Here is a 25,224-nt window from a genome sequence, read left to right as displayed (position 1 = left end):
AGCATCGATAATTTACTTTTGGCTCATAATCCTCACAGAGAGTCATGACTTCACAGATGGCACAGACCATTGTGAGATCTGTGATTTGTGGGTGAGTGTATCTCAAGATGCTCATAGAGAGCTGCGGAACAGGGTGGAGCCAACGAGAGATACAAAGGTGCAGTGATCAGTAACAACAATCAGTCCACGAGACGAAGGCGAACTATGATCGTCAGTATTCACCACTACGAATTGGCAGAGTCAGCGACTGATCAGGAGTTTCACGATGCCATCCGTGAGGCTGAGCGGCAGGGATTGTTCGATCTTCCCGGGCTTGTGGAGTACCAGTTTTTGCGAGGGATCAAAGGGACCCGGAAAGACGGGTATACGGCCCTCTGGATGTATGAAAGCCGGCAGGCTTGGCAGGCTCTCTGGGGTCCCAGTGAAGACCCAGTGTCGCAGGAGGAATACCCCGACAAGTGGAAACAGTGGGAAGAGGAACTCCTTGCACCGCTCATCCCCGGCAACCCGGATAACATCGATCATACATCATATGAGACAATCGATAGTAGCGACGATTGATTAGTTTCGCTCTCAAACCGACCTCACAACAAGTGAGAGGTCGGCCCTCGTGCTTTTTGAGCAGAATGCAAATGCTCGTGGAGCCGTCAATCCGCCGCCGAAATGTTGCGTACTCAGAACAGTAATGCGCCGATAGCCGGTGGACTTGACTTAGGGCGTACGGTCATGTGAGAATATATTGCCAATGGACGAGAGTTGTACGCGATGTTTGTACCTGTCTGAGAACGTGTGGGTGCGGAATTCGACGATCCAGTTGTTGTTCCCTGTCTTGCGTCCAATACCTCGCCAAACTCACCGACACATTCGTCGTCGGCATAGTCCCTCACTATCTCAATCGCTCTGTCCGCGTCCTCTATCTCCTCCGCCATAGAGGAACTATTCGTCTCGGAGATCATATACTGCTGGAGAAGACGGATGAATCGTGTCAGCCACCGCTGTTCCTTGTCCGATCTGCCAGACTGGCTATCGGCGTAGATGGCAATCAGCAGTGTATGTGCTCCTGAGTTCATGCTGGTGACCCGGCGGTTTCTCTGTGATCTCACAGAGCATACAGATGTCATAACAGTCTGTGATCAATGTCAGAGCTGGGTATTCTAATAACCCGTAAACGATAATCGTCGGCTGTATTGGACGATAAGAGCGGCGTCGATAGCTTTTTGATACAGCGTTATGACTGTTTCACAGAGCGCAATGACTTCACAGACAGCACAGACCTCACAGCAGTCGAGGATTTGCGTGACGAACGCAAAGGGTGGCACTGGGAAGACAACCGTCGCGATCAACATCGCCGGCGCACTAAATGAACGTGGGCGGGATGTCCTATTCGTGGACCTTGATCCGCAAGGGAATGCATCGGAGGGACTCGGACTTCAGAACGCCTACGACGCTGAACCGCCGACAATTTTTGACGCGCTCACCGATCATCACCAGCGGGGGGTCATCAATGATCTCATCGTTGAGCACGAGGAGATGGACGTCGTTCCTGGGAACGTCGACCTGCTGCAAGCTGAGCATGAACTGACGATTGCGGACCTGATGGCCCGAGCCGCCACCGATCCCGATCTCGACATCGACCCCAATGCACTGACGCCGCTCGCGTTAAATGTTACACCGGAAGCCATCACTGGGTCGCATGCGAAGGATCAACTTGACCGTGCGCTTGCGGCGCTCGACCACGAATACGACTATATCGTGATCGACTCGCCGCCGTTTTTCGGGGAACTCACCGACCTCGGTATCTATGCCGCTCGGAAGGTGCTCATCCCGGCGTTGACGGAAGCCGCATCCGAACGCGCTATCGAACTCCTGTTCGACCAGATCGGCAGCCTCGAAGCCCAGACTGAGATACGGGTCGAGGACATCGGCGCGGTAGCGAACCGCGTCGAGACTACGAACGAAGACGAGGAGATGATCGAGTGGTTGAACACAGTCTTTGCAGATGTGCCTGTGTGGGAGGTCCGCAAACGGGTGGCGCTTCAGCGGGCGTTTTCGGCCGGCGAGTCGGTTCTCGCCGCTGACCCTGAGTGCGACATGGCTGAGGTATTTCGAGACATGGCCGCCGAACTCGACCACATCTTCGAGAAACCGACCCCAGAGGAACAGGAGGTGGAATCAGCATGAGCGACGAGGGTGAAAGCGAATCCGACGACCGAATGGGACGCGCCGACCGCATCCGCAACACCCGCGAAGGTCGGCGGGACAGTTCCCGACGCTCCCGCTCAGGTGATAGCGAGTCATCCGCGCCAGACGAATCAACGAGCGAAGAACAGACAGCACAGACCTCCCAACGCTCCCAACGACCACAGAACTCCCAGACCTCACAGAAGGAACAGAGAAACGAACAAGATACGCAGAAACAGCCTGTGAAGCAGCGGCCCCATCGAACGATCTACCTTCCGGACGACCTTGATGACGAGTTTGAGTCTGTGATTGATCGGCTTCAGTACGAAACGAAAAGCGAGGAAGGGGTGAAGTTGGCGAAGAACCGCCACACCTACCCACTCATCGTCTATCTCGGTCTCGAACGTGCGAGTGATATGACGCCAGATGAAGTGCTCACGTCCCTCACCGAGACGGATATCCTCGATACGCCAGAATCATGATAGCCTACCAATCGGGCGAGCCGAAAAGCACCAACACCGACGGAAGGGCCCGATAGTATGGGTAAGAATCCGTTTCACGAGGACCTCGATGACACGTTCCGCGGCGTGCGCGTGCGCGCCCACACCGACGAACATACCTACGAAGGATGGTGCGGGCGGTGGTACTACAACGAGCACGCGGTGGTCATCTACGACGCCGAACGCGACGACGGTGAAGAGGTCGGCGCGGTCACGCTCTCCGAACCGGAGACAGTCGAGCGTCTTCCGCCGACCGACACTATTGAGGAAGTGCGAGTCGCGGATATCGCGCCGTCGCCGTACACCTACCGCTCGATGGACGACGCCGCCCACCAGAAATTCATCAAGGAAACCCGCGAACGCGGGCATCTGTTGACGTATCCGACCGTGCGTCCGGTGGCTGGTGACGAACAGCGCGACCATGAGTGTGCCTACGAGGTGGTAGCGGGTCATCGACGGTTCAACACAGCCCAGAAGGCAGGACTTGAGACCATTGCAGTGCGAATCGCGGATCTCGATGCATGGGAGGCCGTCGAGCGGTTCGTCGACGACCACGTGGCGATTCAGGGCGGCGATGAGCGTCATATGTACGGCCAAGAGGAGATCGACCAGATGCTCGCGCGCCTCCGGAAGAATTGGGACGACGACCGCCTCCGAGAGATAGAGGTACTCACGCCGTATCTCGAAGAGAAACTGGCCGCGACGCGCTCGGAAGCACTGCGACAGGGATACCTCGCTGACGGAAGGGGCGACCGATGACTGACGGGACCGATTTCTCGCCCGGTGATATAGTCCTTGACCGGGATGCCGACGAGGAGAATCCGGCCTACGTAGCGACACTGCCAGACGCGACCGCCAAGGATTGGGTTGCCTACGAGGAGGCGGACGAGGAAATCACAGTAGCCGAGGACAATCCTGACTCTATGAGAATCGCGCTCAAGACCCTAGAGCGTGAAGTATGATAGGGAGTACAAAGGTCGATCGATACCACGCGCTAGAAAGCGCGTAATTCTGACTGACCTGCTATGCGAAGGAACAGGAGAATTGGAAGGGCAGCCGGGCTGACCTACGGTCAGCCTCGGCTGACAGTCCGTAGGGATGACGTTCCACTTCACGCATGCGCACTCCAGAGGAAAGAACATGACTGAACACTACGTAGGCGTTGATGTTCACAAAACGAAGTCACAAGTCGCGGTGATAGACGACAACGGAGAGATAGAAGAAGAGGTTCGCGTCAAAAACGCGAACCTCGACGAGATCGCACAGAAGTACGCTGGAGGCGAAGCTGCACTTGAAGCCACCAGCAACTACTTCACGATCTACGATACGCTGGACGAGTACCTCGACGTCACGCTCGCCAATCCGCTGAAAGCGAATTGGCTCGCGAACCAAAAGCAGAAAAATGACCGTGTGGATGCGAAAAAGCTCGCACGGTTTCTGCGGATGGATGAGGTGCCAGAGAGTTACGTCCCGCCAGAAGAGCTCAGGAAGTACCGCGCGCTTGCGCGCGGTCGAAAGAAGCTCACCAACAAGAAAAACGACTTCCAGAACGAAGTCCACGCACTGCTTGATCAGCAGGGAATCACGCACACAGGATCGTTGTGGTCCGATGAGGGGCGTGAGTTCCTCGCGGAACTCACGCTCGAAGAACCGTGGCAATTCCTGCTCGACCAGTGGTTAGAGGCGATCGATGAATTCGATATGAAGATCACACGGTCGCAGCGGAAGATCGAGACGATAGCGAAGGAGTTGGAAGAGATGGATATCTTGACATCAGTTCCAGGAATCGCCGCATATTCCGGACTGATGATTTACGGAGAGATCGGCGAGATCGATCGTTTTGATCGAGCGAACGAACTCGTGAGCTATGCTGGCCTCGATCCAGTTGTCCGCGAGTCAGGCGACTCGCGGACTGAAGGGAGCATTAGCAAGCAATGCAACAAGTACTTGCGATGGATCCTGGGTCAAGCAGCGAAGACTGCGGTTCACAACTGTAAGGATCCGTATCTGAGCGAGTTCTACTGGCGGTTACGAGACGGAAAGAACAAACCGGCCAAAGTGGCGCTGGTAGCGACTGCACGGAAACTACTCGTCTCACTCTATCACATGCTGACAAACGAGGAGGTGTATGATCCACCAGAGGTGAGTGCCTGAGGGACGCCTGAGCGGCGTCCCTCACTGGCGGGCATACGGCGGTCGTGAGCAGCTGGTACCTCTACTGAGGTTACAGACAGCACCGCCACAGCACCGACCGCATGAAGATAGACCGCATCGCCTTCCGGCGGTCTTCCTCTGCTCGTTCGAGACGAGAGATACCCAACCCAAACGACTATAGCAATGGCGGTAGTTTGCTCAATCAGCGCGATTCTCAGGGATGGCGGTAGTTTGCTCAATCAGCGCGATTCTCAGGGATGGTATCGTGAGTTCCGAGAAATCGTCCTGATGTTCGCTATCTCGAACATCGAACAACTCTGTGAGAAACTGTGATCACCGTGCCATCCCCCAATTCAACACGGCAGTAGTCTCAACTCCTATGCACCAGGCCGGGGCATCTCCTCGATCTCTCGAATCCGAGCCGTTTTCTCGACAGCCTGATACTGACGTTGCCATGCTTCTTTCGGGAAGAGACCATTCCGGTCAAACAATTCCCGAGCCTCCTCAGTGAGTTCGTAGAACTTGTAAGGGTAATCCCGAAGCCGCTCGCCCGACTTGAACTCACGCTCCCGAACGACACCAACGTCCTCTAATGTATTGAGATGTCGGCGGATGGCGTCGTCACTGAGGGGCGGATTCATGTAATCAAGCTCTTCAACGCTGGCGACTCCGCTCGGATGACCGACGATGTCCGAGATGATATCGGCTCGCTTCTTGTCAGTCGCCTTCTGAAGAGCACGCCAAGAATCGAACTCCCCGTCGGTGACGCTCTGAGGACCTTGGGTCGGGTCGGCTATCTCTGCATCGGGCCTCATGTGCCTCTCTTGGAGAGCCATCAACATAAACATTTGTGCCTAAGTGAGGCCATAGTCAAAAATGATACCACAAATAGTTCCACGGAGAACACACAATTGATAGTGTTTGGGAGTACTATACTCGGATAATGGATTCAAACGAAGACAGCCTCGACACCGGCGATACTGAGGATGGAGAGATACCGGGCGAGGAGGAAGTGATAGCCGAAATCGAAGCGATCAGTCTCACTCCAAGCGAACACCAGCGAATCAAAGATTTGGTGAACGGCAAGCAAATGGACCACATCAAGGGCTACGACCGGCGGTATCTGGTCGTCGGAGCGGGCGGTGAGACCGGGGCCGCGACTCGCCGCAAAACCGTCTATGACTTGCTTGACGCACGAACAGATCCACCGGCGGTCGCCATGCAACTCGAAGACTTTGGACTCACACCCGAAGAGATTCGGCTCTGGACCCGTGTGTTCGATATTCTCTGTGGGAGAGCGACACATACCGTCGGCATTATCGAAGATTTCGACGGTGGCTACGTCTGGGAGTTGGGGCTGCTGTTCGCTCCATCCTACCGAGAGATCGTCTGGATACTGAAACGGCAGTATCCGAACAAACAAACGGAACGTGAGCGGTACGACAATGGAATGGCTGCGTCGTACGTCGAGCTACTTCTCACTGGCCCTCAGTGTTATGAGTGGGTCGATACCGATGAACTGCGGGACGTGGTAGACGAGGTTCCCTAAAATCCATAACCAAGAAGATGAATTCCTCATGAATTGCCGCGCACAGGACAAGTGGTGCGCTCGTCTCCCGTTCGGCTTCATCGTCAGTCCCGAGTGTCACCTGATGCCGAACGGCAACTACGACGGCCGTTACAATCCTTAACGAACTCGATAGGGGTGCGAGTACGTGCTTGACGCGCTTCATGGCGGCGATCTCTCGCGTTCCCACGCGCTACTAGATGAAGCGCGGGCAGCCGTCGAGTGCGCTCAGCACGACGACGTAGAACAAGCTTACCGTGAGACCGCCTACGACTGACGATTTGCTGTGATGATTTCGCTTCACGGACGCAGCCTCTTGTCACCGGAATGAAGAGGATTGATTACAGTATTCAATATGCAATACATCGTACATCTTTACAGTGCTCTCGCCCGGAGTTGTGGCTACACAATCCACTCTCACCTCCCATGTATCGGCTTGGTCATACTGGCATCGCGCTGCTCGTGCTCGCACCCCTCGCCTACGTTCTGGGAGAGGCGCACAAACCCCTGCTTGCGCTCATCACTGCGCTCGGAGTGCTGGCAATCGAACCACTCCCCGACCTTGATTTCAAACTGCCGTTTCTCGATCATCGCGGCGTCAGCCATTCGCTATTCGCCGCGGTGTGTATCGGCGGCTTCCTTGCACTCTGTGGCTGGTTCGCTACCGACCAACTGGCCCCTGCCCTCGCGTCCGTGTTCACTACCGTCAGCGGGGCCATCACAAGCGGCGCTACGGCGCTGCAATCGGTCACACCCTCTGGGGCTACCGGACGCTTCGCCGACCTGTTCAGGACGATTGCGGACGGTCTCTCATGGATCAGCACCCAGTTGCAGGGACTTGACCGACAGCTAGTTGCCGAGTACGGTTGCGCCATCGGGACGGGCGGTATCCTCGTTCATCTGCTCGGCGACGTGATTACCGTGAGCGGTATCAGACCGTTGCTGCCGATCTCGTCGCAGCGGGTGTCGCTGAGTTCACTGCGTGCGAACAGTACGCTCGGGAATACAGGCCTATTCGCGGGCGGTGTCATCGCTATCGCGATCGTACTCTCACTGACAGTCGGCGGCGCTGGCATCGCTATGCCCGCCGATCTCTCGCCTATCGGCGCTGCTCATGCTCAAGATGCGGCAGTTGACACGCAGAATGATCCAATGCAGATCAATTCCACAACGGCGAATCAGACGGGCGCGCAAACCGCCAGCCAGAACCAGACTCAGAACGCCAGTAGCGCCACCGCGACGGTCGAGTTCGCCAACCAGACCGCGAATGGTTCGACGGTCGCAATCAGACGGGCAACACTCCCCGAGGGTGGATTTGTCGTTTTGAGCAACGATCCCTACGAGGAAATCGGCCTGCTCGAAGAGAGCATGATTGCGGTGTCACAGCCGCTCTCGCCCGGTACCCACCGAAATATCACAGTGAATATCAGCCACAGCCCTCCGGGCGGCTATCAGAATCAGACGACGCTCAATACCACCAGCGACTATTCCGTGGGGCTGTACCGCGACTCGAACAACAACAGCCGCTTCGAGTACGTCACGTCTGCCGGCACCAACGATAGCGCGTATGAGGTCGACTCTGGCACCCAGCGGCGGTTAGCTTCGGATGCAGCCTCGATCACTGTTCCGGGGTCGGACACGCCGACACCGAACGCGAGCGTTCGGTTCACCGACCAGTCGGTGACTGATTCGACCGTCACCGTGCGGTCGGTCACGCTGCCAGAGGGCGGGTTTGTCGTCGTTCACAACGAGAGCTACTTCCGGTCAGGCACCGACCCGACGCAAACCGCTATCGGTCTCTCCAGCTATCTCTCGGCCGGTACGCATCGCAACGTCTCAGTGACGCTCACGAACGGCTCCGTCCAGCACGAGCAGACGCTTATCGCTATCCCTTCGCGGGATACGAACAACAATCACACCTACGATTACGTGCGCTCGGACGGCTTTCAGGATGTGCCCTACACGGCTGGCGGCGAGGTCGTGACCACCAGCGCGAGCGTGTCCATATCCGAGGGACCATCACCAACAGCAGCGACGAGCACGGCTGCATCCACCGACGATTCCCAGCCGACAGCTGAAGCAGCTAGCTCCGAGGGCGATAACAGCGGGTGGTTCTCCATGAACCCCCTCATCATTGGGGCCGGCATCGTGCTCGCCCTCGTCATCATCGGCGTCGTCACCCTCAGCCGACGGGCATGAGCGCAGGCAGAGAAGTATCACGGCGGACGTTCATAGCTGGCGCAGCAACCGCCGCCCTCGCTGCCAACTCCGAGAATTCGCTTGTGAGAGCGTCAATGACCGAGTCACGACCGGACCCGCAGCCCGCCAAGTTCGATCAGCCCGGAAATCCATCTCGGAAAGCCCACCGTGTGTACGCCGAGACAGAATACGATCACTATCAGCAGATGGGCGAGCGGCCCGCACAGCAGGGCAGTTCTGGCGACGGCAACAGCAGCGGAACCAGGAGCGGAGGAGGTGGGAATGGATCGGGAAAGCCGACCGCGCCGAAGTTCTCACAGACTGTGGACGCCGTGGAAGAGTTCGGCGTGGACCCGAACGGGAACCGGCCAATCGGTGAGGATATTGATTCGGTGCCAGAAGATACGCTTGTCGTATTCCCCGGTGGAACATTCAAAGTATCTGGCCGAACCCAGTTCCGCGCAACCAAAGCCGGAGTAGTAGGAGCGAGCTACCAGGACAAGAAACCGCCATCCGGCGACGGAAAGAACACCACGACGTTCGTGGCAGAGCAGGGAACGTTCGCAGCCCTGGATTTCAAGATGGACACCGGCCTCGTCGGGGGGTTCATGCTCGATTTCACCGCGACGAAGGCGCTGATAACGATGAATGCGCGGAGTTCGGGGTTCATGCAATATCGGGATGTTGTCTGGAATGGCCTCGTTGATAGGGTCGGATCGCAGGCAAACGACAGCAAAAACGGCGATTACCTATGCGCGATGCAACCCGACGAAGGCGCAACGTCGCGCGCGACCCGGTTCGTGATGAAGAACAACGGCATTCCGGGGTCGAAAAATATCGGCGGGCGGAATGGATTCTGGTGCGGAGAGTCGTGCAAAGGCACAGCGCAGATCGAGGACTGTGTAGTGAGCGCTGTCGCGGACAATGGCGTGTACGGGGGGAGAGCGCCCGGTGACGTACAAATCAAAGGCGGAGAGTGGGTCAACAATGAAGTCTCGCACAATCGGTACTCAGGAAAAGGGAGTTTCAGCGACGGTGCGACGATGGTCCTCGACGCGGACAATTACAATGGACCAACGGGCGAATATGGAAAATGGAACGATGAAATCGGGACTCATGCGATCAAGATCGAGCGCGGCGACAATGGAATCAGTAAGCCCTCGGGTGCAGTCCTCCGCAACGCCGAGATACAGTTACTGAGCGCAGGACCGCACGGGTTCGGTGCTGGAATCAGGGTTCGCGGCAGCGGTGGCGCGCTGAAAATCGAGAACTGCCGGATCACCAATAATGTTGACTGTGCATCAGTAGTTGCTGAATCGCCCGGTGACGGCTACTCCGGCTACAAAGCGCCCTCACCGCACAACATCACGATTACCGACTCGCTCTTTCAGGGGACAAACGCGGAGTCGATTGTCGATGTGAGCGGGCGGGAGAACTCGCTGGTGAGAAAGACGTGTTTCAAAATCCCCGGCGCAAGCTCATCGAATATTACCGGCATGACAATCGGGAGCGGCGTCGGGTTCGGCAAACAGTGTAAGTCGGGCGGTCTCAGCAATCCGAAGAAAGTCGGGAGCGGCGGTAACCTCTCAGCAGCGAACTTCTCGGCTCCAAACGCGAGTTCCACCGGAAGCGCAAGCACCAGCAGCGGCGGTGGGAGCGGGTGGGCTGGAAAACTGCTCGGCGGTCTCGCAGTGGCCCCGCTCATCGGAATTGCAGTCATAGCCATTCCGTTCATTTTCGGGCTGTTGGTGCTCGGCGGTGCCACCTTCGGTGGCCTGCTGCTGTTTTTCAAGAAGTTAAGTAGTTGAGTGTCGTAATACTGTTTCTCCCGGCTGTTTCCGAAAATATCTGTCAGGAATTGATTACAGTATTCAATGTGCAATACACCGCACATATTTTTAATCTCATGGACGGACCTAGCTGCTATGTCCGATGATAGGACACGGGTGACGGTACGGCTTCCAGACGACGCTTACGAGGAACTGTGTGATGAATTGCCAAGCTTTAGCGCCGATACATCCCGCTTTCAGTTTTTGGTGCAGTTTTATCTGGATTATAAACAGCTTGAACAGGTGCCCAGTTGCCGATGTGCCTCCGCGACTGATGGTGGAGCACCAGCACTGGATGAACCGAATGAAGCAACCGCAACCAGTGGTAGCGCAGACTCCCCTTCCTCACGGAGCGAGTCATCACGGCATCCATCACAGAGGCCCGAACAGCAACGTTCTGCTAACGGGGCTGGTCACGGCCGGAAACCAGACCAAGGGACAGAGAGGGACAGCTAGGGACTCGGTGGGGCGCGTTACTCAGCGCAACTGGCTTCAATAAGATCGTCTGTGTTGATGGAACCAGCCCGCCGATACAGGCATTCAGGGATGATTTTCAAGTACACGACTTCTTCTTCAGCTATCCCGGCCACAATCAGCGGTTCGGTATCGGTCGTGAATCGGTCTGTGTCGCATTTGTCGGGAATCGTCACCAGTTTCTTTCCGGCCCCGTCAGTTGCCTCAGCGCCCCAAATCGAATACACATCTATCTTTTCGTCAGTGATTTCGGTGCCTTCGTCGGTTCTCGTTTCTGGCTCCGTCCCTGGACGGCCAGCGACCTCGGCAGCGAGCGGCACCGCTTTCAGAAACACGACACGGCCACGGTGCCGACACGCATGCAGCCGCACCGACGTTTCGATACTCAAATCCACCGCACTAGGTACTGTTGTTACGAGCGAATTGCCTTGCTCATGGGCGGAATATCCGCCAAACGAACGCTCAACCGCCCCCTTCTGTCCCAGTCCGCCGGCAGCCTGAGCCATAGTCACAATGACGCATCTCCCCGCCTTAAATGCTAGGAAGTATTCAATAAAGAATACTGTAATCAATCCATGACAGACAGATGGGAGAAATTGATTACAGTATTCAATATGCAATACATCGTACATATTTAACCGGCTTGCGTCCTCGATTTTGGGTATGGGTGATGACGCTACCACACCCGAGACGAACGCTGTGACCGTAACCGAGGCGGGGAGCGTGCCTTCCCGTCTCCGGCAGTGGATTACCACATATCGTAACTCTCTCCCGTCGAAACGCCGAGTGCGCGGGAGACTGATTACGGCAGCCTACGGCCTGCTCGTCGTCGCCAACCTCATTGGCGTTGCCGCCGCTCAAGAGAATGGGAGTGGCGGTGGAGGCGGCGGTGGCGGCGGAAACATCGGCAGTGAAGTCTGTGGCACGGCGATTACGAAGACTATCAACGGTATCGCGCCGATTGTGTTGTTCGTCGTCGTTATCGGGGGACTCATGCTCGCCTACTTGCTGCACGCATGGGCGGGCTTCAAGAAAGATCCGCAGCAGGCGAAAACGATCAAGGATTGGCGGAACCGCGCCGGTATCAGTGCGATCTCCGCCCCGCTGCTCGGCAAGGCTCTCGAAATCATGATCGGCATCATGGGACTGGGCCTCGCTGGCTGTATCGACATCGTGCCGGGAATCTAACGAGGTGTAGTCTCAGAATGCCATTCTCTCGGCTGTCACCAACCTCTGAGCAGCTTCGCCAGCGGGTTCTCGCGGTGGTTCTCGCCGTGGTGGTTCTCGGTGGTCTGACGGTCGCTCCTGTGATGACGGCCAGCGCCCAACCAGCGAATGGGACGACCGCACCGAACGCGACGACCACGACGAGTAGGACGAGCGGGACGACAACCGCAACGACCACGAGCAGTCCTGGATCTCCATCCGCCTCTGGAACTTCCACCCCGACCGCAAACGGGAGTCAGAACACCACCCAGTCGGCGAACGTGACGAAGACGAATACGAGTGCAGGTGCCGGCGGAAACACGAGTCGCCTGTCGTCGGGGAATTCGACAGCAGCCTCTGGCTCTGGGTCCGGGTCGTCTAGTCTCAGGTCATGGGTCAAAGACCTCGCAGGGATGAGTAAGAGTCAGGCCAAGCAAGCCGTCACGGACAACCCGCAGAAAGCCGACCAACTGGCGAAGGCGCTGGGTCAAGCTGGCGTCCCGAACCCGAATAAAACCGTCCAGCAGCACCCGCGACGGGCCGCTCAGCAGGTGTCGGGCGTTCTTTCGATAGGCAACTCATCGGCGAACGGGAGCGCTCAGAATAATTCCTCGGCCGGTGGGCAAGTGAAATTGCAGAAATGTTCGGGTGGCGGGTTCATCGACTCGGCGATGTGTAAGGCGAAAAACGCCCTGTTCGGCTGGGTCATTGGTGGCGTCGTTGATTTCGTGCAGGGGATCATCAGCGGCATCGTGAACGTGATCGTCGGTACGCCCGTTCCCAAACACAACGAGTCGCCCGCGATTTTCCAGCCACCGACGAATCAGCCAATGAAAGGCGTCTATAACTCGTGGCTGACGTTCTCGATGCCGCTGGGTGTCATCGAATGGATACTGATGGTGCTCGGCATCCTGTTCAGTCAGGTGTTCATCTCCGGGTCGTCGGAAGAACTCAAACGCCGGGAGATGAAAAGTCGGTCCTGGAAAGTCCTGCTCGGTGTGCTCGGCTCATGGGCTATCGGAGCAGCGATTCTTCACCTGTCGAACGGAATCACGCTCGCGGTCGCACCCAACGGAGAAGACATCGCCTCGAACTTAGCCGTCTTTGCCGGGAACATCGGCGCGGCAGGAGCCGCCGGCCTGCTGTTGTGGTTCTTTGAGGGGGTCCTGTTCCTGTTCATCCTCCTGTTGGTGCTCTCAAAGTACGCCGTCGTGTTCGTGATGATGTGGTCGCTGCCGATACTGTTACCGCTCGCAGCATTCAACGTCGGGCCGATCAAGATCCTGTCGAAGCCCGCACGCGGAATCATAGATATGTTCATCCCGTTCGTGTTTCTGACACTGCCGATGGCGCTGGTCCTGCGCGTCGGCTACGTGGTCGTCAATAGCATGAATCAGGACCCTATCGCCCAAGCTGGCATGCACTTTTCCGGCGCGAACACGCTGCTGATCCTCGGGTTCTGGATCATGGCAGCTGTCTCGCCGCTGTTCGTGTTCAGTCACACTGGCCGCATCAAGGGCATGGCCGCCGGGATGCTCGGCGCTTCGTTAGCGACGAGTAACATCCAAGAGAAGGTCCAAGACGCCAAAGAGCGCGTCGATACGAACCCACCACCGAACGTCAGCGAGACGACGGACATCAACCCGGATGGAAACGACGGTGAATTCGGCGGCCCGCTGCCGAACGGCAACGACAGGCCCTCGATGCTCGAAGCAGGCACCAATCAGGATCTCGGACGAGCAGAGGACTCATCGCTTGCGGAAACGGAGGCCGAAACGCAGTCACCGCACGGCTGGGCCTCCGATGCAACAGCACCCGAGACGGATGAAGCCGGCGATCCCGAACTTCCACCCGGCGGTGGTGGTGCGACAGCGAGTGGATGGACAACGAATACCGCCAATGGATCGGGAACAACGTCGGGTGTAGACCCAGTATCGGCCAAAGACATAACGCAGGTCCAGCACCCCCGCGATCTCCCCTCGGGGACCAAGTATCGGATGGGGCATCTCAAGGACAATGGCGAGTTCCAGCCATCAGCTTTCAACAAGGGGCAAAGCCGCTCGATGTTCCTTAATGGAGGCTACAATAGACTAAATAACAGGACAGAAAGGTACGAGGACGAAAAATTGCTCTTACAATCGCAAGAAGATGGGTCATTCTACGATTTGGACTCGATGACCTATCGTGAGCAATCTTACGAGCAGATGAGCAGGGATACGTCCGAGAAAGTGTTGAATAGCTAACCATTATTGGCCAAGAACATATATATAATGACAACCAACACTACTGCACGAAACATGGCCGATAGCTCGACGGGCCTGTCGCTCTCGCAGAAAGATGAACACCACTTCATCTTTGAGCGTGATGGGGGGCGATGCGCCGTCTGTGGTACGCTTGGGCATCCGGGTGAGTTAGAAGATATAGACCAGTTAGCGTATCCTCCCCACCCAGACCATCATCCAAATGAGCAAATTCCCCTCTGTGGCGATTGCTTTATCACTCACACGAATGAGCAGTTAGACGAATGCGTTGCAGAGATGCAAGAACAGCAGCGCGCGCTCGAAGAGGACCCCGGAGACTACGAGGAAAACCGCGAACGCGCGTTCGAGCGCGACGATCATGCCTGCCAGTTGTGCGGGGAAGAAGGCTACCCGAAGACCGAACGCGGCCTCGTCGCGTACCCCGTCTGTGCGGGGGACTATCATCTCGATAATCTCGTGACGATCTGCAACGACTGTATCACCGACACGCTCGATAGCGACGAAGACGACCAGAAGGCAGCCGACCGCTTGCGGCTTCAGGCTGCCCGCGCGAAAGAATGGATCAGTTCAAACGATCCCAATAGCGAACGCACCGAGCAGACCGACAACGCCAAAGACTCTTGATAACCGCCGCTAACCGGCTTTGCTGAGGAGACACACGGTTTTATCACGGAGCGGATCAACAGCCGATACGCAAAGCTAGGAGCACGACCGCGCGCAGAAAGGGTATCCTTGGAACAGATGTCCCTTTCTGCCCCCGAGATAAGTAGTTTGCCCTCGTGTCGAGCGGCGGCACTGTCTCGCGGGGCGACGGTCCACCCACCGTCGGCGTCTATCCGGGAAAGAGCAACAGCACTGGAATGTCCACAACCGACGCCGAGAGTACGCAGACGAGCGAACACGCACAGGTCGAAACCACCGAAGTCGATGGCGAGGTAATGGTTCCGGCGAATCAGGTCAAACAACTCGTGCGGAACGAACTGACCCGATTCATCGAAATCCGAGGTAACGAAGACAGTCCCGGTTTGGAAGATATTTGGCTAGCCGGCCAGCCTCTCGGCAAGATAGTCGAATCGAACCGCCAAACAGCGAAATCAGCCGAAAAACAGGCCCGTGCAGCCGGGTCTTCGGCTTCGAAACCCACAGATAGTGGTGGTGAAGACGGGAGTAGCAATGGTCTCCTCCCCATCGAACGGTTGGTACGCGGCGAAGACCGCGATGATTGGTATGCTGGAAACGCTACCGAGTCCGTCGAGCGTGCCAAGGAACTCTACCGTCACTTCCAGGACTGGTCCAGCAACACCCAGAAGGGGCGAGTTATCAAGACCAGCGGCGGCAAACGCGGGACGGCCACCCTGAAGACGCTGTTGAATACCGTCCTCGACGAACCCGAGATCAGCTGGAAACAGGTGTATCGCGCGTGCCAGAAACTCGAAGAGTGGACGAAAGGAGCCATCCAGTTCACCGACCACCGCCGCCACGGGAAGATGCTCGTCGACGGACGAGCGTCGTCAGCGGCAAGCGGGTGAATTCCCGTCAGAGAGTCGCGTAACATTCAGACACCCTAATACGAACCGAATCCTTCCGTAGGGAGGGAGGTGAAAGGAGTGGTCGAGTAGCGGTGGGTATATCTCCTGTTTCGGCTGTTTCGGCACTAGGAGGGAACAGTTGTGGATGCTCATTTTCTGCCGACGAGCGTCAGTCAAACCTGACTGTTAATATTGTCCGGATTGTAAGGATTGGTAGTCATGTCGAAAGCCGAAAAGCGGATTCCAGTCACGGAGGACCGATTTCAAGAACTCGGCGAACTCAAAAACGCCGGGCAGACGTGGGACGAATTGCTCGGCGAACTCGCTCAGGCACGAAAGGAACAAAACCTCGCTCGGATGTACCGCGAATCCAAGGAAAACGACGAATTCATTCCGCTCCGTGAAGCGTTTCCCGATGACGAAAACGAGGAGTAGTGCGGCGTGACATACCAGGTTTTGTTGGGCGATCAGCCCCGTGAATTTCTCGATTCAGCCGATGAGAAAACATATCGCATCTGTCGCCAGAACCTCTTGAAGCTCGAAGACGGTCCGTATCCGGGAGGCGGCAAAGGCGATAAAGAACGTCTGCTTGTCGATGGCGAAGAACGCTATCGGTTGCATATCGGCCGAACACACACCGCTTTCTACGACATCGAAGAGAGTAGCCGTGAAGTGTTGATACACGAGATCACGGACATCGACACCGCGCACAAACGATACGGAGTAGGTCGGTAACGCGCCCGACTCCGAAAGCGTCGAGCAGTCCGAGACTGTTACCGACACAATCGACTAACGGCAGAGAATCCACGGGTTTGAACCGATTGTTTGTGGAGCGATTATCCCAGCGTCAGCTATTCGCTAGCCATTGCAGCCGGCACTATCCATCAATAACCCGAGAGAAATTGATTACAGTATTCAATATGCAATACATCGTACATATTTAACCGGCTTGCACCCCCGGTTTTGGGTATGGGTGAGCGCGATACGACACGGCGCATCCTCGACCAACTCGGAGAGGACGAAACGCTTCTCAGTACGGATTACACGGCCGCTGACCTGAAATTGTTCGGGCCGGCGTTCCTGCTCGTGATACTGGTTGTCGGGGTGATGCCGCCCGGGTGGGGAATTCTCGGCTTCGCGCTCGGTGCGTTGGTGCTGATCGGCACGGCCGGTCTCATCTGGAAAGCGCCGCCTCACCGTGTCGCATACGACTGGCTCACCGACGTAGTGGCCTTCCGCTACAAGAAATTCCGAGGGAAAACACTCATGCTTCCACACGACAGCGACGATGATTCGGACACTCGCACGCTCACCAACGTCGATACCGTCCTCCGACGCTGGAACTCCGTCAAGCGTACTGACGGCGGCCTCGTCGGTGCAATGCGCGTTCATCCCGCGAACATGGCGCTCGGTGACGAGAGCGACTGGGAGACGGCGGCCGACGCGCTCGCGGGATTCCTCCGCAGCATCTCGTTCGACGTACAGATTTACAGTACCGCGCGGCCGGTCGATGCCAGTCAGATCGTCGGCCCGTACCGTGATCGACTGGACGATCCCGACGTGCGCGATAATGACCGCTTGCGCGGTGTGATCCGCGCCTACCGCGATAAGCTGCCCAAAGAGTTCGAGCGGCGGCGCACCAGCGTCCGCGAATACTACATCATCATCTCTGTCCGCGAGATGGACGTGAAGCTCGCCAATCAGGGATGGCTGGATACCCTGCGTGACGCGCCCTACGTTGGCACGATCTTCGAATTCATCGGATCGGGCCGCAGCGACCTCAGCGACGGTGAGGTTCTTGTGCGCCAGCAGCGCGAACTCAACCGCCGGTTGCGAAGCATCCGGCGCGGGATTACCGGCCTGCCGGACTGTCGGCCAGAGGAGGTCAGCGCCGCACGCCTGACCGATCTGCTTGAGGAGTATTGGACCGGCGAGCCGAGCAACTACGACGAGGAAGGGGCGGGGAGCATCCGCAATCACGAACTCCCGATCATTCGCCCGGACCACGAGCAGGACCCTACGACCGGCGAGACGGACGACGCAACTATCGACTCACTCGATTCCATGACCGACTCACAACAGCTAGCCACCGATGGTGGCACCGACCGAGGTGCATAGTTCATGACTGACGACCGCGACGTAACCGCGATCTCCGGTATCGGCGAGACGCGCGCCGAAGCGCTTGCTGAAGTCGGCTTCGAGACCGTGGCCGACGTGCGCGCGGCCGACCCAGCCGCGTTGACCGACGCGAAAGGCATCGGCGAGAGTCGCGCGGACACGCTCATGAGCGCCGTCGAGGAGATGGAGACGGTACAATCAGAGGAGTCAGCCGACTCTCCCTCCGGTGAACCGGACGCGGACAGCGAGAGCACGGCAGCCGACACCGATACCAGGACAGCTACCACGGCGTCGGCGAGTTTCAGCGAGAACGGAGCCGAGGCCGACCAACGCGGGCCGATTGGCCGCGTCAAAGAAGCTGTCAGCGCGACACTCGGTAGTCCGCGAGCAGACGCAGACGAATCGGACCTGACTCAGATTGCCACGGTTCGACCGCAAAAAGCCGCAGCCCTTCGGGAAGCCGGTTTCGAGACGATTGGAGATCTAGCTCACGCCGATCAGACCGCGCTCGCAGCCGTCGAAGGTGTTGACGAGGCGAACGCCGCCTATCTCCAAGAGGCAGCCGCACAGCTAATCGAGACACCGGCTGGAGACACCGAGGAGATCGAGAACAGCGACGCTGGGGACAGTAGAAGCGTCGAAGACACCGAGGCCGAGAACAGCGGGGTTGCCGAAGACACCGACGACGAGCACGGGCATGCACCGCAGACTGAGCCTCATGGTGGGCATGGTGCGGCGACCGACACTACGGCTGACGATGCGGATGGCGTTGAGGCTGGCATCGCCACCAAGAGCGCAGGCGCGGTCAAGACAGCCGCTCGCGCGGTTGCTAACCCTGCTTCGGTCATACAGGATGATGGAGCCACCGCCGCTGAGAACGGCACTCAGCCCACCGCAGCCGACGGCGATCAGTTGGGCGACGAAGCGATTGCCGAAATAGCGGACGCGGCGGATGTCTCACCATCGAAAGCCCGCGAGTTGATTCAGAACGCCTCCGAGAACGAAAGCGTCGGCCTCACTGCCGATCAGAGCGCCGCGACCGCGGGTGTCACTACCGAGAACAGCGACATGGAGGAGACCTACGCGGCGGACCTCATCGCTCCGGCAAGCCTCCGTCTCTCCCCGTCGAGTTCGCAGACCAGCGGTGTGCATACGAAGACCATCTACGTCGAAGGCTATCCCGAATACGCCGAGACGAAGATGTTTGAGCAGCTATTCGCGGAATCCGACCACGTTGACGTGGATATGTCGATTCACGTCGGGACGCACGACCGCCTCGATGCAATCGGTCATATCCGCGATGCAATCGAGGATTTGCAGGTCCGAGTCGCCCAGAAAGACGACGAGAGCGATGTGACGATCCGCGATACCACCCGTCGGCTTGAAGGTCACGAGGACATGTATGACACCCTTTCGACAGGTCAAGACGAGGCCTTCGATGTTGGCTTCTACATCATCCTACGCGGGAACAGCGAGAGTGATGTAGAGGACGCGGCTGATACCATCGAAACGAAGCTCAAAACCAAGCAACTCACGGTCAAACCCGCCGATTACGCCCAACAGGACGGCCTCATGGCGGGTAGTCCCGTCGGAGCCGACCGCCTAGATCGCACTACGACGATGATGGGCGGCGCGGTCGGCTCGATGTATCCGTTCTCCAGTACCTCACTCATCGAACCGTCGGGCGTGCTCATGGGCTATCACGCGCTTACGGACAGCCCGATTGTGATGGACCGCTACGAGCGGTCGAACTACAACATGATCGTCGCCGGGGAACTCGGCGCGGGAAAGTCGTTCAACACGAAACTCATGCTGTTGCGGATGCTCGCCCGCGATCCTGAAACCATTGTCATCATCATCGACCCACGCGGCGAGTTCAGCGATCTGGTTGATACCCTCGGCGGCAACCGCATCGCCGTCGGTGGAACCAGCCCGATCAACCCGCTGGAAATCGAGGCTACCCCCGAGCACGTCCGCGACGAGATGGATACGAACGAGTATAATCCCTTCCGACAGGGCCGCTCGTCGGCGATGGACATCTTCGATTCGTATTTCCAGATGAACTCGACAGCCGGCGAGGGCGGCCTGTCGGCCGAGCGGCGGTCGGTGCTGGGCTTCGCGCTCGATGTGACCTACGCGATGTGCGGGTTCACGACCGACCCGGCGACCCACACGAACCAGAGTCCGGTTATCCCGGATGTGCGGTCGGTGCTCGGCGCGATCAACCGCAACCCAGAGCCGTTCATCCGCCTGTCGAACCGACCGCTCCAAGTCACACCCGACGTCGTGGACGAGCTACCGGGGATTGACGTTGCGAACCGCCGCGTGACAGCTGGGAGTTCGCCGGAGATTGCGCCGGTTACGGCGCTGCCGGAGATCACCGAATCCTATGCCGATCAGTTGGCCGACGCCGGGATCGACACGCTTGGGGACCTGTCGGCGAGCGATCCGCCGACCGTGGCACGAGCAGCCGATGTGCGCCTCAGCGAAGCCGACGAGTGGCTTGAGCAGGCGGTCACGCCCGGTGCCTACGCCGAAGCCCCGGCGACAGGCGGCGCGACAGCAGCCCCGGATGGCGGGACCAACCCGGCCGGCACGCCCGCATGGATGGACGATAACGAAGAAATCGAAATTGCCGATCAGACGGTCGAGGACTGGGAGAACCATGCGTCAGGGCTGAAAATCGCGCTCGCACCGTTCCGTCCGGGCGGCGCACTCGGCCATCTGGGCCAGCCCACCGACATTGACATTTCCGACGCGAATGTGACGCTGCTCGATTTCCAAGCAGCGGACACGGAAACTGAAATGTCGCTCATGACGAAAGTGCTATTCAACGCGATCTACGAGCGCGCGAAAACCAGCGAGAAGCGCATTGTCCTGCCGATTGACGAAGCGTGGCGGCTCATCAAAAACTCCGAGAGTCTGACATGGCTTCAGCAGGGTACGCGATTTTCGCGCCATCACGACCTCTCGATCCAGTTCATCACGCAAACGCTGGACGAGTTCTACGACCGTGAGGACGCGAAGTTCATCCTCGATAACAGCGCGACGAAACTGCTGCACAACCTCGATGGAGGCCTAAGCGACGAACAGGCCAACCATCTCAAACTGACCGACCGAGAGGCCAGATACGTCAACAACGCGACGATGGGCGAGACGGGTGCAGGCTACTCAGAAGCGTTGCTGATGGTCAAAGAGGAGGGCAAATACCCGCTGCGCGTCGAAGCGCTCTCCGAGGAAGTCCCGCTGATCGACCCCGAAGCGGCCGAGGAGATGGATATTGCGAGCAATGGAGGCTACACGTAATGAGCTACGCACAAACCAGTCCGACCGACGACCGAGACCGCGAGCACGAGTACCGCCATGACAACCACGATCACGACGACCGCCATCCGGCGCTCACCCCGCTGGTTATCGACGTGATTCCCGATCAGACCCGCGCGGAGTTAGAGGCAGTTATCGACGAGCCGCTGGCTGTTGAGCGGTTCGGCCGACACAGAGAGGGCGGGGACCATCACTCGTTCACAATCGGGACCGTCGGCGCGGGCAAATCGGTTAGCACGAAAGCGGAGCTTCTGGCGGATTCGCGTGAGGACAGTGAGAGCGGCAAGCACACCAACGATAGGAGAGAATCATGACCGACACCAGCGACACGGACGGCCAGCGAGTGGATACCGAACAGAGCACGCCCCAGCGAATCACGACAGCGAGAGAGTTCTTCCGCGAGAAGTTCGCGGACGCGGACGCCGATGAAGATGAATACGGGGAGATTGGCCCGTTCATCGACCCGAAAGCCGACGATAGAGAGGAGGTGAGTACGTGATGGCACACTCACGCTCGTCTCAGAGACCGATTCAGGTACGCTCCGAGCCGGGTGACCCGTGGTTCAGCAAGGAAACCGAGGCCATCGCTACGGACCTATTGACCGAGACTACCCCCGCAAGCGAGACGGGTGTCGAGTACGAGATGATCGTTCCCAGTTCTCGCACGCACGCCCTCGCCGTCTGGTTGGTGCGGACGGTCGCACGCCGTGGCGAGCCATTCACCGTTGAGGACCTGTACCGCGTAGTCGAGCGCGACAACGTGCCCATGCCGCAGGGGACGACGAGGGCCGATGTAGAGCCGTTACTGCGTCGGCTTGAACCCGACGGCGAACGATTCTCCGCTCCGCAAGCGGAGACAGGAGGCCAATCATGAGTCAGACCCCGCCCTCTCCCGATCTCAGCCGGTTCACTGTGAGGAATGAACGCGCTCGCACAACGCTTCAACTGCTTTCACAGACGGCCGCGATGACGGTGCTGTGGGTCGTGTCGTGGAAATGGTTCGCGCCGATGCTTGGTGTGCGAGTGCTGAATCCGATTGAGCTATTCCAAACGCTCTCCGCAGAGGTCGTCCCCGCGATTTTCACCGGAACGAGTGCATCGGCGTCTATTTCGGTTGTTGAGTTGATGCTAGGGGCTGCGATCTGGATGTTTCCCATCGCCGCGGGAGTGTTGGGAGTGGCGACTCTCAGCGCGGCACTCTGGTATGTCGTCGGCCGACTCATCGACCCGTCAGCAGCGGCAGACACGGGAGGTGAGGCATAATGGCCCTGTTCGGTAGCAGCGGCTATCCGGTCACGGCTGTCAGCGACGATCTGCGTTCGCACGTTGACACGGCGACCGAGACGATCACCCCGACGACCGATCCCAGCGCACTCAATGGCGACGAGCACGCGCTGGTTCACGTCCGCCCGTATGGCGATAGTGATGGGTTCGACGCCGCTGTTGAGTTCGTCCGCGACCTCTATCGCTCGCCGAACAGCGAAACGGGCGATCAATCCATCGCGTCGATGGAGTGGTGGTTTACCGACGGCCAACTCAGCCAGCGATTCTGCACGACGACTCCCGACCGGTTCGACCAACTCCTGGATTCACGCTATCAGAACTCGTCAGTGCATACCCCCGACCGAGCGTTTCTAGAGCTGTCCTCCGACGAGTACGTGGCGAGCGCGCGGTTGCATCTCCGCCAAGACTGTGCGTTCCCACTCTCCCACCAGAACGCCTCGGTTGATGCGCTCGCGACCGACCCGTACACGGCGATAGCGAGCGCGCTGGTCGGTCCCGACGACACCCGCGCGCTCGTTCAGTGTACGTTCATGCCAGTCGGCAAGCAGACGTGGTATCAGCGAGGTACGCTTGCGTCACTCCGCGGCCACGACGTTGATGGCATCGCCGAAAACCGCAAAGAAGGCACGGTCAAAGGCGAGGTCAACCCCCGAATTGTCGAATCCCGTACCGACCGTCTCACCGCGAAGGATATGCAGCGCCAGCGCGGCCGCCCCGCGTTTCAGACTGTGGTCCGCATCGTAGCGACCGGGCCGAGCAAAGCGAACGTCCGCACGCGAATGGACGATCTCGAAAGTGCCTTCGAGGAGTTCGCGTACCCCGCGAGCGAACAGGAGTTCGTCGCCGAGCCACTGTCAGGCCGGGCGCTCATCGACGGTATCACAGCGGCTGCCGGGCGCGAACTCCCGATGCAGGGCCGCATCAGGCGGACGCTGTTCGGCCGTGAGAGCGTGTTGACCGACGACGAACTCGCCGGACTCGTCCATTTGCCCAATCGGGAGATCAACGCGCCGCTGCTCGACTGGCAGCGCATGGAAGGCGGCGCGGGAAGCCCCGGCGCGAAACACCAATTCGGCGACACTACCCCCGAACCATCCACCCAACAGCCCGCGTCATCATCCAATCAGTCCGCGAGCGACGAACCCGCCGCGACGGAGAGCGGCCAGCAACAGGCCGAGTACGCGCCACAGTCCGCCGAAGGCATGGAGCCAGCCCCAACCGACGACCATGCGCCCGACGCCGAGAGCACCGCCGCTGACGGCCAGACAGGAGGCGTCGAGCATGAGTAACCCGAGATACCGCCAGCAGCGTGAGCGATTGGCGCGCTTCCGTCGAGCGTGCCGCCATCTGTTCAGTCGCGGGGTCAAATGGGCGGTTCTCAGCTATGGATTCATCGCCGTGTACGGCGCGCTGTACGGCTCCGAACCGGTAATGGTCCATCGCCTCGGCACGACGCTGGCAGCGCTCTCTGGCGGATTCGCCGGCCTGTTCATCAGTTTGGTCGTTCTCTCGAAACTCGCCGGAGCAGTGACCGCGTGGCGATACCGCCGCAGGAGAGCAGAATATGGGTAGTAGCAATGGCCGCCCGTACCTGTCGCCCGACGGCCAGCCGCTTATCCGGCAGTACCTCATCCGCGCGGCGAAAGCGTATCTCTGCGTTGGGTGCTGGTTCGGGGTGTGCGCGCTGCTGCTGCTCTACGGGCCAGCAGCCCTCAGTGTCCCGACCGATCCAGCCCGCGCGACTGGAGTCATGGCAGCGGTGAGCGGAGTCGTGCTGTCCGCCGGGGTTGCGACCGTTCTCACAATCGTTCTCGCGGTTGGAACGGTCGCTGTTATCGACCGCCGTCGGCGGAACCAGAGTGCCAACGAGCAGGAGCAAAGCGCTCCCGACGCGCCCGACAGTATGGAGGACGAAACTCATGCCTGACCAGTCTGCACCGGATGGAGATCGACCACCACACGAGAGCGAGCGTGCGACCGACAGCGACAGTAGCAGCGATCAGATTCTCAATCCCGAGACGCGCCGGGCGCTCCGCGAGTGGGGACGGCGATGCTACGCGGTCGGCGTTGGCGCGCTCACAGCTGTCTTCATGCTCATTCCGACCACCCTGACGACAGTACGGCCGAGTGGGGTGCTGTTCCATCTCGCCGTGACGCTCGTTTCCAGCCTCAGCCTGCCAGTCGTGACGGTCTATGTCGCGGCGAGAGCCTACGGACTCTCCCACCACGAAGTCGTCTCTGTGGCCAGACACGCGGCCAGAGAAGGCGCTGCTGCAACTGCCACCCTTGGCGCACACCAGCGAGCCGAACAGCCAACCGAACCCATCGAACCTGACGCGACGCAGTTCACAGATACCAACACCGACACCGACGAGACACAATGAGCTACGACACCACTTCCATCGACCGAACCGAGCAAAAACAGGACTACGATTGGCTCCACCTCACCGACGACGAGACGGTACTCTGGTCGGGCCGACCGAGCCTCTACACCATTGCACCGGGGTTGCTGGCTGGGCTCGTGCTGGCCGTCGTCGGCCTTGCTCTCACCGTTGCGGTCGCACTGTCGGTAGCCTGTCTCTTATACACATCTCTGAGC

General features: G+C 58.7%; 29 protein-coding genes and 1 pseudogene. 27 read left to right on the top strand and 3 right to left on the bottom strand.

The genetic code is table 11. From position 1 onward, the window contains the following. Positions 1–204 precede the first annotated feature (204 nt). The 6 genes from C451_RS02015 (at position 205) to C451_RS01990 (ending at position 4,835) form a co-directional block, all read left to right on the top strand. Entirely contained in the window at positions 205–561 is a 357-nt protein-coding gene (locus C451_RS02015; protein WP_007737106.1) for a hypothetical protein, read from the top strand. 690 nt (positions 562–1,251) lie between these two features. Continuing rightward, on the top strand, positions 1,252–2,181 hold the full coding sequence (locus tag C451_RS02010) for a ParA family protein (RefSeq protein WP_049912716.1): 930 nt from the start codon (positions 1,252–1,254) through the stop codon (positions 2,179–2,181). Further along, complete coding sequence (locus C451_RS02005; protein WP_007737101.1) at positions 2,178–2,663, top strand: hypothetical protein; 486 nt, start codon at positions 2,178–2,180, stop codon at positions 2,661–2,663. The genes C451_RS02010 and C451_RS02005 overlap by 4 nt, the downstream gene beginning before the upstream one ends. A 57-nt stretch (positions 2,664–2,720) precedes the next feature. Further along, positions 2,721–3,440 (top strand): ParB/RepB/Spo0J family partition protein, encoded by a 720-nt coding sequence (locus C451_RS02000; protein WP_007737100.1) that lies wholly within the window; start codon positions 2,721–2,723, stop codon positions 3,438–3,440. Continuing rightward, positions 3,437–3,643 carry a hypothetical protein gene (locus C451_RS01995; protein WP_007737098.1) on the top strand — a complete coding sequence of 69 codons (207 nt, stop codon included), beginning with the start codon at positions 3,437–3,439 and terminating at the stop codon, positions 3,641–3,643. The genes C451_RS02000 and C451_RS01995 overlap by 4 nt, the downstream gene beginning before the upstream one ends. 178 nt (positions 3,644–3,821) lie before the next feature. Then, a complete protein-coding gene (locus C451_RS01990; protein ID WP_080503439.1) occupies positions 3,822–4,835 on the top strand; it encodes an IS110 family transposase in 1,014 nt (337 codons plus the stop codon). 377 nt (positions 4,836–5,212) lie between these two features. Here C451_RS01990 and C451_RS01985 read toward each other — a convergent pair whose 3' ends face one another. Beyond that, on the bottom strand, positions 5,213–5,650 hold the full coding sequence (locus C451_RS01985) for a transcriptional regulator (protein WP_049912713.1): 438 nt from the start codon (positions 5,648–5,650) through the stop codon (positions 5,213–5,215). Between the two features lie 128 nt (positions 5,651–5,778). Between C451_RS01985 and C451_RS01980 the strand changes: the two genes are divergently transcribed. The 4 genes from C451_RS01980 (at position 5,779) to C451_RS01970 (ending at position 10,409) form a co-directional block, all read left to right on the top strand. Further along, positions 5,779–6,384 (top strand): hypothetical protein, encoded by a 606-nt coding sequence (locus C451_RS01980; protein WP_007737093.1) that lies wholly within the window; start codon positions 5,779–5,781, stop codon positions 6,382–6,384. A 166-nt stretch (positions 6,385–6,550) separates the two neighbouring features. After that, the gene (locus C451_RS23960) at positions 6,551–6,679 is read left to right on the top strand and encodes a hypothetical protein (protein ID WP_275039307.1); all 129 of its coding nucleotides are present in this window, start codon (positions 6,551–6,553) and stop codon (positions 6,677–6,679) included. Between the two features lie 149 nt (positions 6,680–6,828). Continuing rightward, the gene (locus C451_RS01975) at positions 6,829–8,601 is read left to right on the top strand and encodes a metal-dependent hydrolase (protein ID WP_007737092.1); all 1,773 of its coding nucleotides are present in this window, start codon (positions 6,829–6,831) and stop codon (positions 8,599–8,601) included. After that, positions 8,598–10,409 carry a hypothetical protein gene (locus tag C451_RS01970; RefSeq protein WP_080503432.1) on the top strand — a complete coding sequence of 604 codons (1,812 nt, stop codon included), beginning with the start codon at positions 8,598–8,600 and terminating at the stop codon, positions 10,407–10,409. The genes C451_RS01975 and C451_RS01970 overlap by 4 nt, the downstream gene beginning before the upstream one ends. A 494-nt stretch (positions 10,410–10,903) precedes the next feature. Here the strand turns inward: C451_RS01970 and C451_RS01965 are convergent, their stop codons facing one another. After that, the gene (locus C451_RS01965; RefSeq protein ID WP_152420339.1) at positions 10,904–11,410 is read right to left on the bottom strand and encodes a hypothetical protein; all 507 of its coding nucleotides are present in this window, start codon (positions 11,408–11,410) and stop codon (positions 10,904–10,906) included. 157 nt (positions 11,411–11,567) lie between these two features. Between C451_RS01965 and C451_RS23215 the strand changes: the two genes are divergently transcribed. Continuing rightward, on the top strand, positions 11,568–12,092 hold the full coding sequence (locus tag C451_RS23215) for a hypothetical protein (RefSeq protein ID WP_206536661.1): 525 nt from the start codon (positions 11,568–11,570) through the stop codon (positions 12,090–12,092). 274 nt (positions 12,093–12,366) lie between these two features. Here the strand turns inward: C451_RS23215 and C451_RS22410 are convergent, their stop codons facing one another. After that, positions 12,367–12,510: a hypothetical protein gene (locus C451_RS22410; RefSeq protein ID WP_161605815.1), complete on the bottom strand. Its 144-nt coding sequence runs from the start codon at positions 12,508–12,510 to the stop codon at positions 12,367–12,369. Positions 12,511–12,523: 13 nt separating this feature from the next. Between C451_RS22410 and C451_RS01955 the strand changes: the two genes are divergently transcribed. The 16 genes and pseudogenes from C451_RS01955 to C451_RS01885 all read left to right on the top strand — a co-directional run. Beyond that, positions 12,524–14,353, top strand: a complete 1,830-nt coding sequence (locus C451_RS01955) for a hypothetical protein (protein ID WP_007737088.1) — start codon at positions 12,524–12,526, stop codon at positions 14,351–14,353. Positions 14,354–14,407: 54 nt separating this feature from the next. Beyond that, the gene (locus tag C451_RS22405; protein ID WP_161605814.1) at positions 14,408–14,995 is read left to right on the top strand and encodes an HNH endonuclease; all 588 of its coding nucleotides are present in this window, start codon (positions 14,408–14,410) and stop codon (positions 14,993–14,995) included. A 236-nt stretch (positions 14,996–15,231) separates the two neighbouring features. Then, a complete protein-coding gene (locus C451_RS21555) occupies positions 15,232–15,900 on the top strand; it encodes a hypothetical protein (protein WP_152420338.1) in 669 nt (222 codons plus the stop codon). 219 nt (positions 15,901–16,119) lie between these two features. Then, a complete protein-coding gene (locus tag C451_RS01940; RefSeq protein WP_007737076.1) occupies positions 16,120–16,335 on the top strand; it encodes a hypothetical protein in 216 nt (71 codons plus the stop codon). A gap of 6 nt (positions 16,336–16,341) precedes the next feature. Continuing rightward, positions 16,342–16,635: a type II toxin-antitoxin system RelE family toxin gene (locus C451_RS20480; protein ID WP_080503430.1), complete on the top strand. Its 294-nt coding sequence runs from the start codon at positions 16,342–16,344 to the stop codon at positions 16,633–16,635. A gap of 234 nt (positions 16,636–16,869) precedes the next feature. After that, positions 16,870–18,018, top strand: coding sequence for a hypothetical protein (locus tag C451_RS01930; protein ID WP_007737073.1), 1,149 nt, complete (start codon positions 16,870–16,872; stop codon positions 18,016–18,018). 3 nt (positions 18,019–18,021) lie between these two features. Then, the gene (locus tag C451_RS01925) at positions 18,022–21,324 is read left to right on the top strand and encodes a helix-hairpin-helix domain-containing protein (RefSeq protein WP_007737071.1); all 3,303 of its coding nucleotides are present in this window, start codon (positions 18,022–18,024) and stop codon (positions 21,322–21,324) included. Beyond that, positions 21,324–21,656, top strand: coding sequence for a hypothetical protein (locus tag C451_RS01920; RefSeq protein WP_007737070.1), 333 nt, complete (start codon positions 21,324–21,326; stop codon positions 21,654–21,656). The genes C451_RS01925 and C451_RS01920 overlap by 1 nt, the downstream gene beginning before the upstream one ends. After that, positions 21,653–21,841, top strand: coding sequence for a hypothetical protein (locus C451_RS01915; protein ID WP_007737069.1), 189 nt, complete (start codon positions 21,653–21,655; stop codon positions 21,839–21,841). Before C451_RS01920 ends, C451_RS01915 begins: the two co-directional genes overlap by 4 nt. Further along, positions 21,841–22,215, top strand: coding sequence for a hypothetical protein (locus C451_RS01910; RefSeq protein ID WP_007737068.1), 375 nt, complete (start codon positions 21,841–21,843; stop codon positions 22,213–22,215). The genes C451_RS01915 and C451_RS01910 overlap by 1 nt, the downstream gene beginning before the upstream one ends. Next, positions 22,212–22,604: a hypothetical protein gene (locus C451_RS01905; protein WP_007737067.1), complete on the top strand. Its 393-nt coding sequence runs from the start codon at positions 22,212–22,214 to the stop codon at positions 22,602–22,604. The genes C451_RS01910 and C451_RS01905 overlap by 4 nt, the downstream gene beginning before the upstream one ends. Continuing rightward, positions 22,604–23,914 carry a hypothetical protein gene (locus tag C451_RS01900; protein WP_007737064.1) on the top strand — a complete coding sequence of 437 codons (1,311 nt, stop codon included), beginning with the start codon at positions 22,604–22,606 and terminating at the stop codon, positions 23,912–23,914. The genes C451_RS01905 and C451_RS01900 overlap by 1 nt, the downstream gene beginning before the upstream one ends. Then, on the top strand, positions 23,907–24,197 hold the full coding sequence (locus C451_RS21550; protein WP_152420337.1) for a hypothetical protein: 291 nt from the start codon (positions 23,907–23,909) through the stop codon (positions 24,195–24,197). Before C451_RS01900 ends, C451_RS21550 begins: the two co-directional genes overlap by 8 nt. Continuing rightward, the gene (locus tag C451_RS01895) at positions 24,190–24,552 is read left to right on the top strand and encodes a hypothetical protein (RefSeq protein WP_007737062.1); all 363 of its coding nucleotides are present in this window, start codon (positions 24,190–24,192) and stop codon (positions 24,550–24,552) included. Before C451_RS21550 ends, C451_RS01895 begins: the two co-directional genes overlap by 8 nt. Then, on the top strand, positions 24,545–25,009 hold the full coding sequence (locus C451_RS01890; RefSeq protein WP_007737061.1) for a hypothetical protein: 465 nt from the start codon (positions 24,545–24,547) through the stop codon (positions 25,007–25,009). Before C451_RS01895 ends, C451_RS01890 begins: the two co-directional genes overlap by 8 nt. Beyond that, positions 25,006–25,224, top strand: a pseudogene (locus tag C451_RS01885) (hypothetical protein); the annotation flags it as partial. The gene C451_RS01890 and the pseudogene C451_RS01885, both read left to right, overlap by 4 nt.

This window comes from Halococcus thailandensis JCM 13552 (assembly GCF_000336715.1).
Lineage (GTDB): Archaea > Halobacteriota > Halobacteria > Halobacteriales > Halococcaceae > Halococcus > Halococcus thailandensis.
The sequence above is the reverse complement of the archived record's forward strand: the minus strand, read 5'-3'. Positions and strand labels throughout refer to the sequence as shown.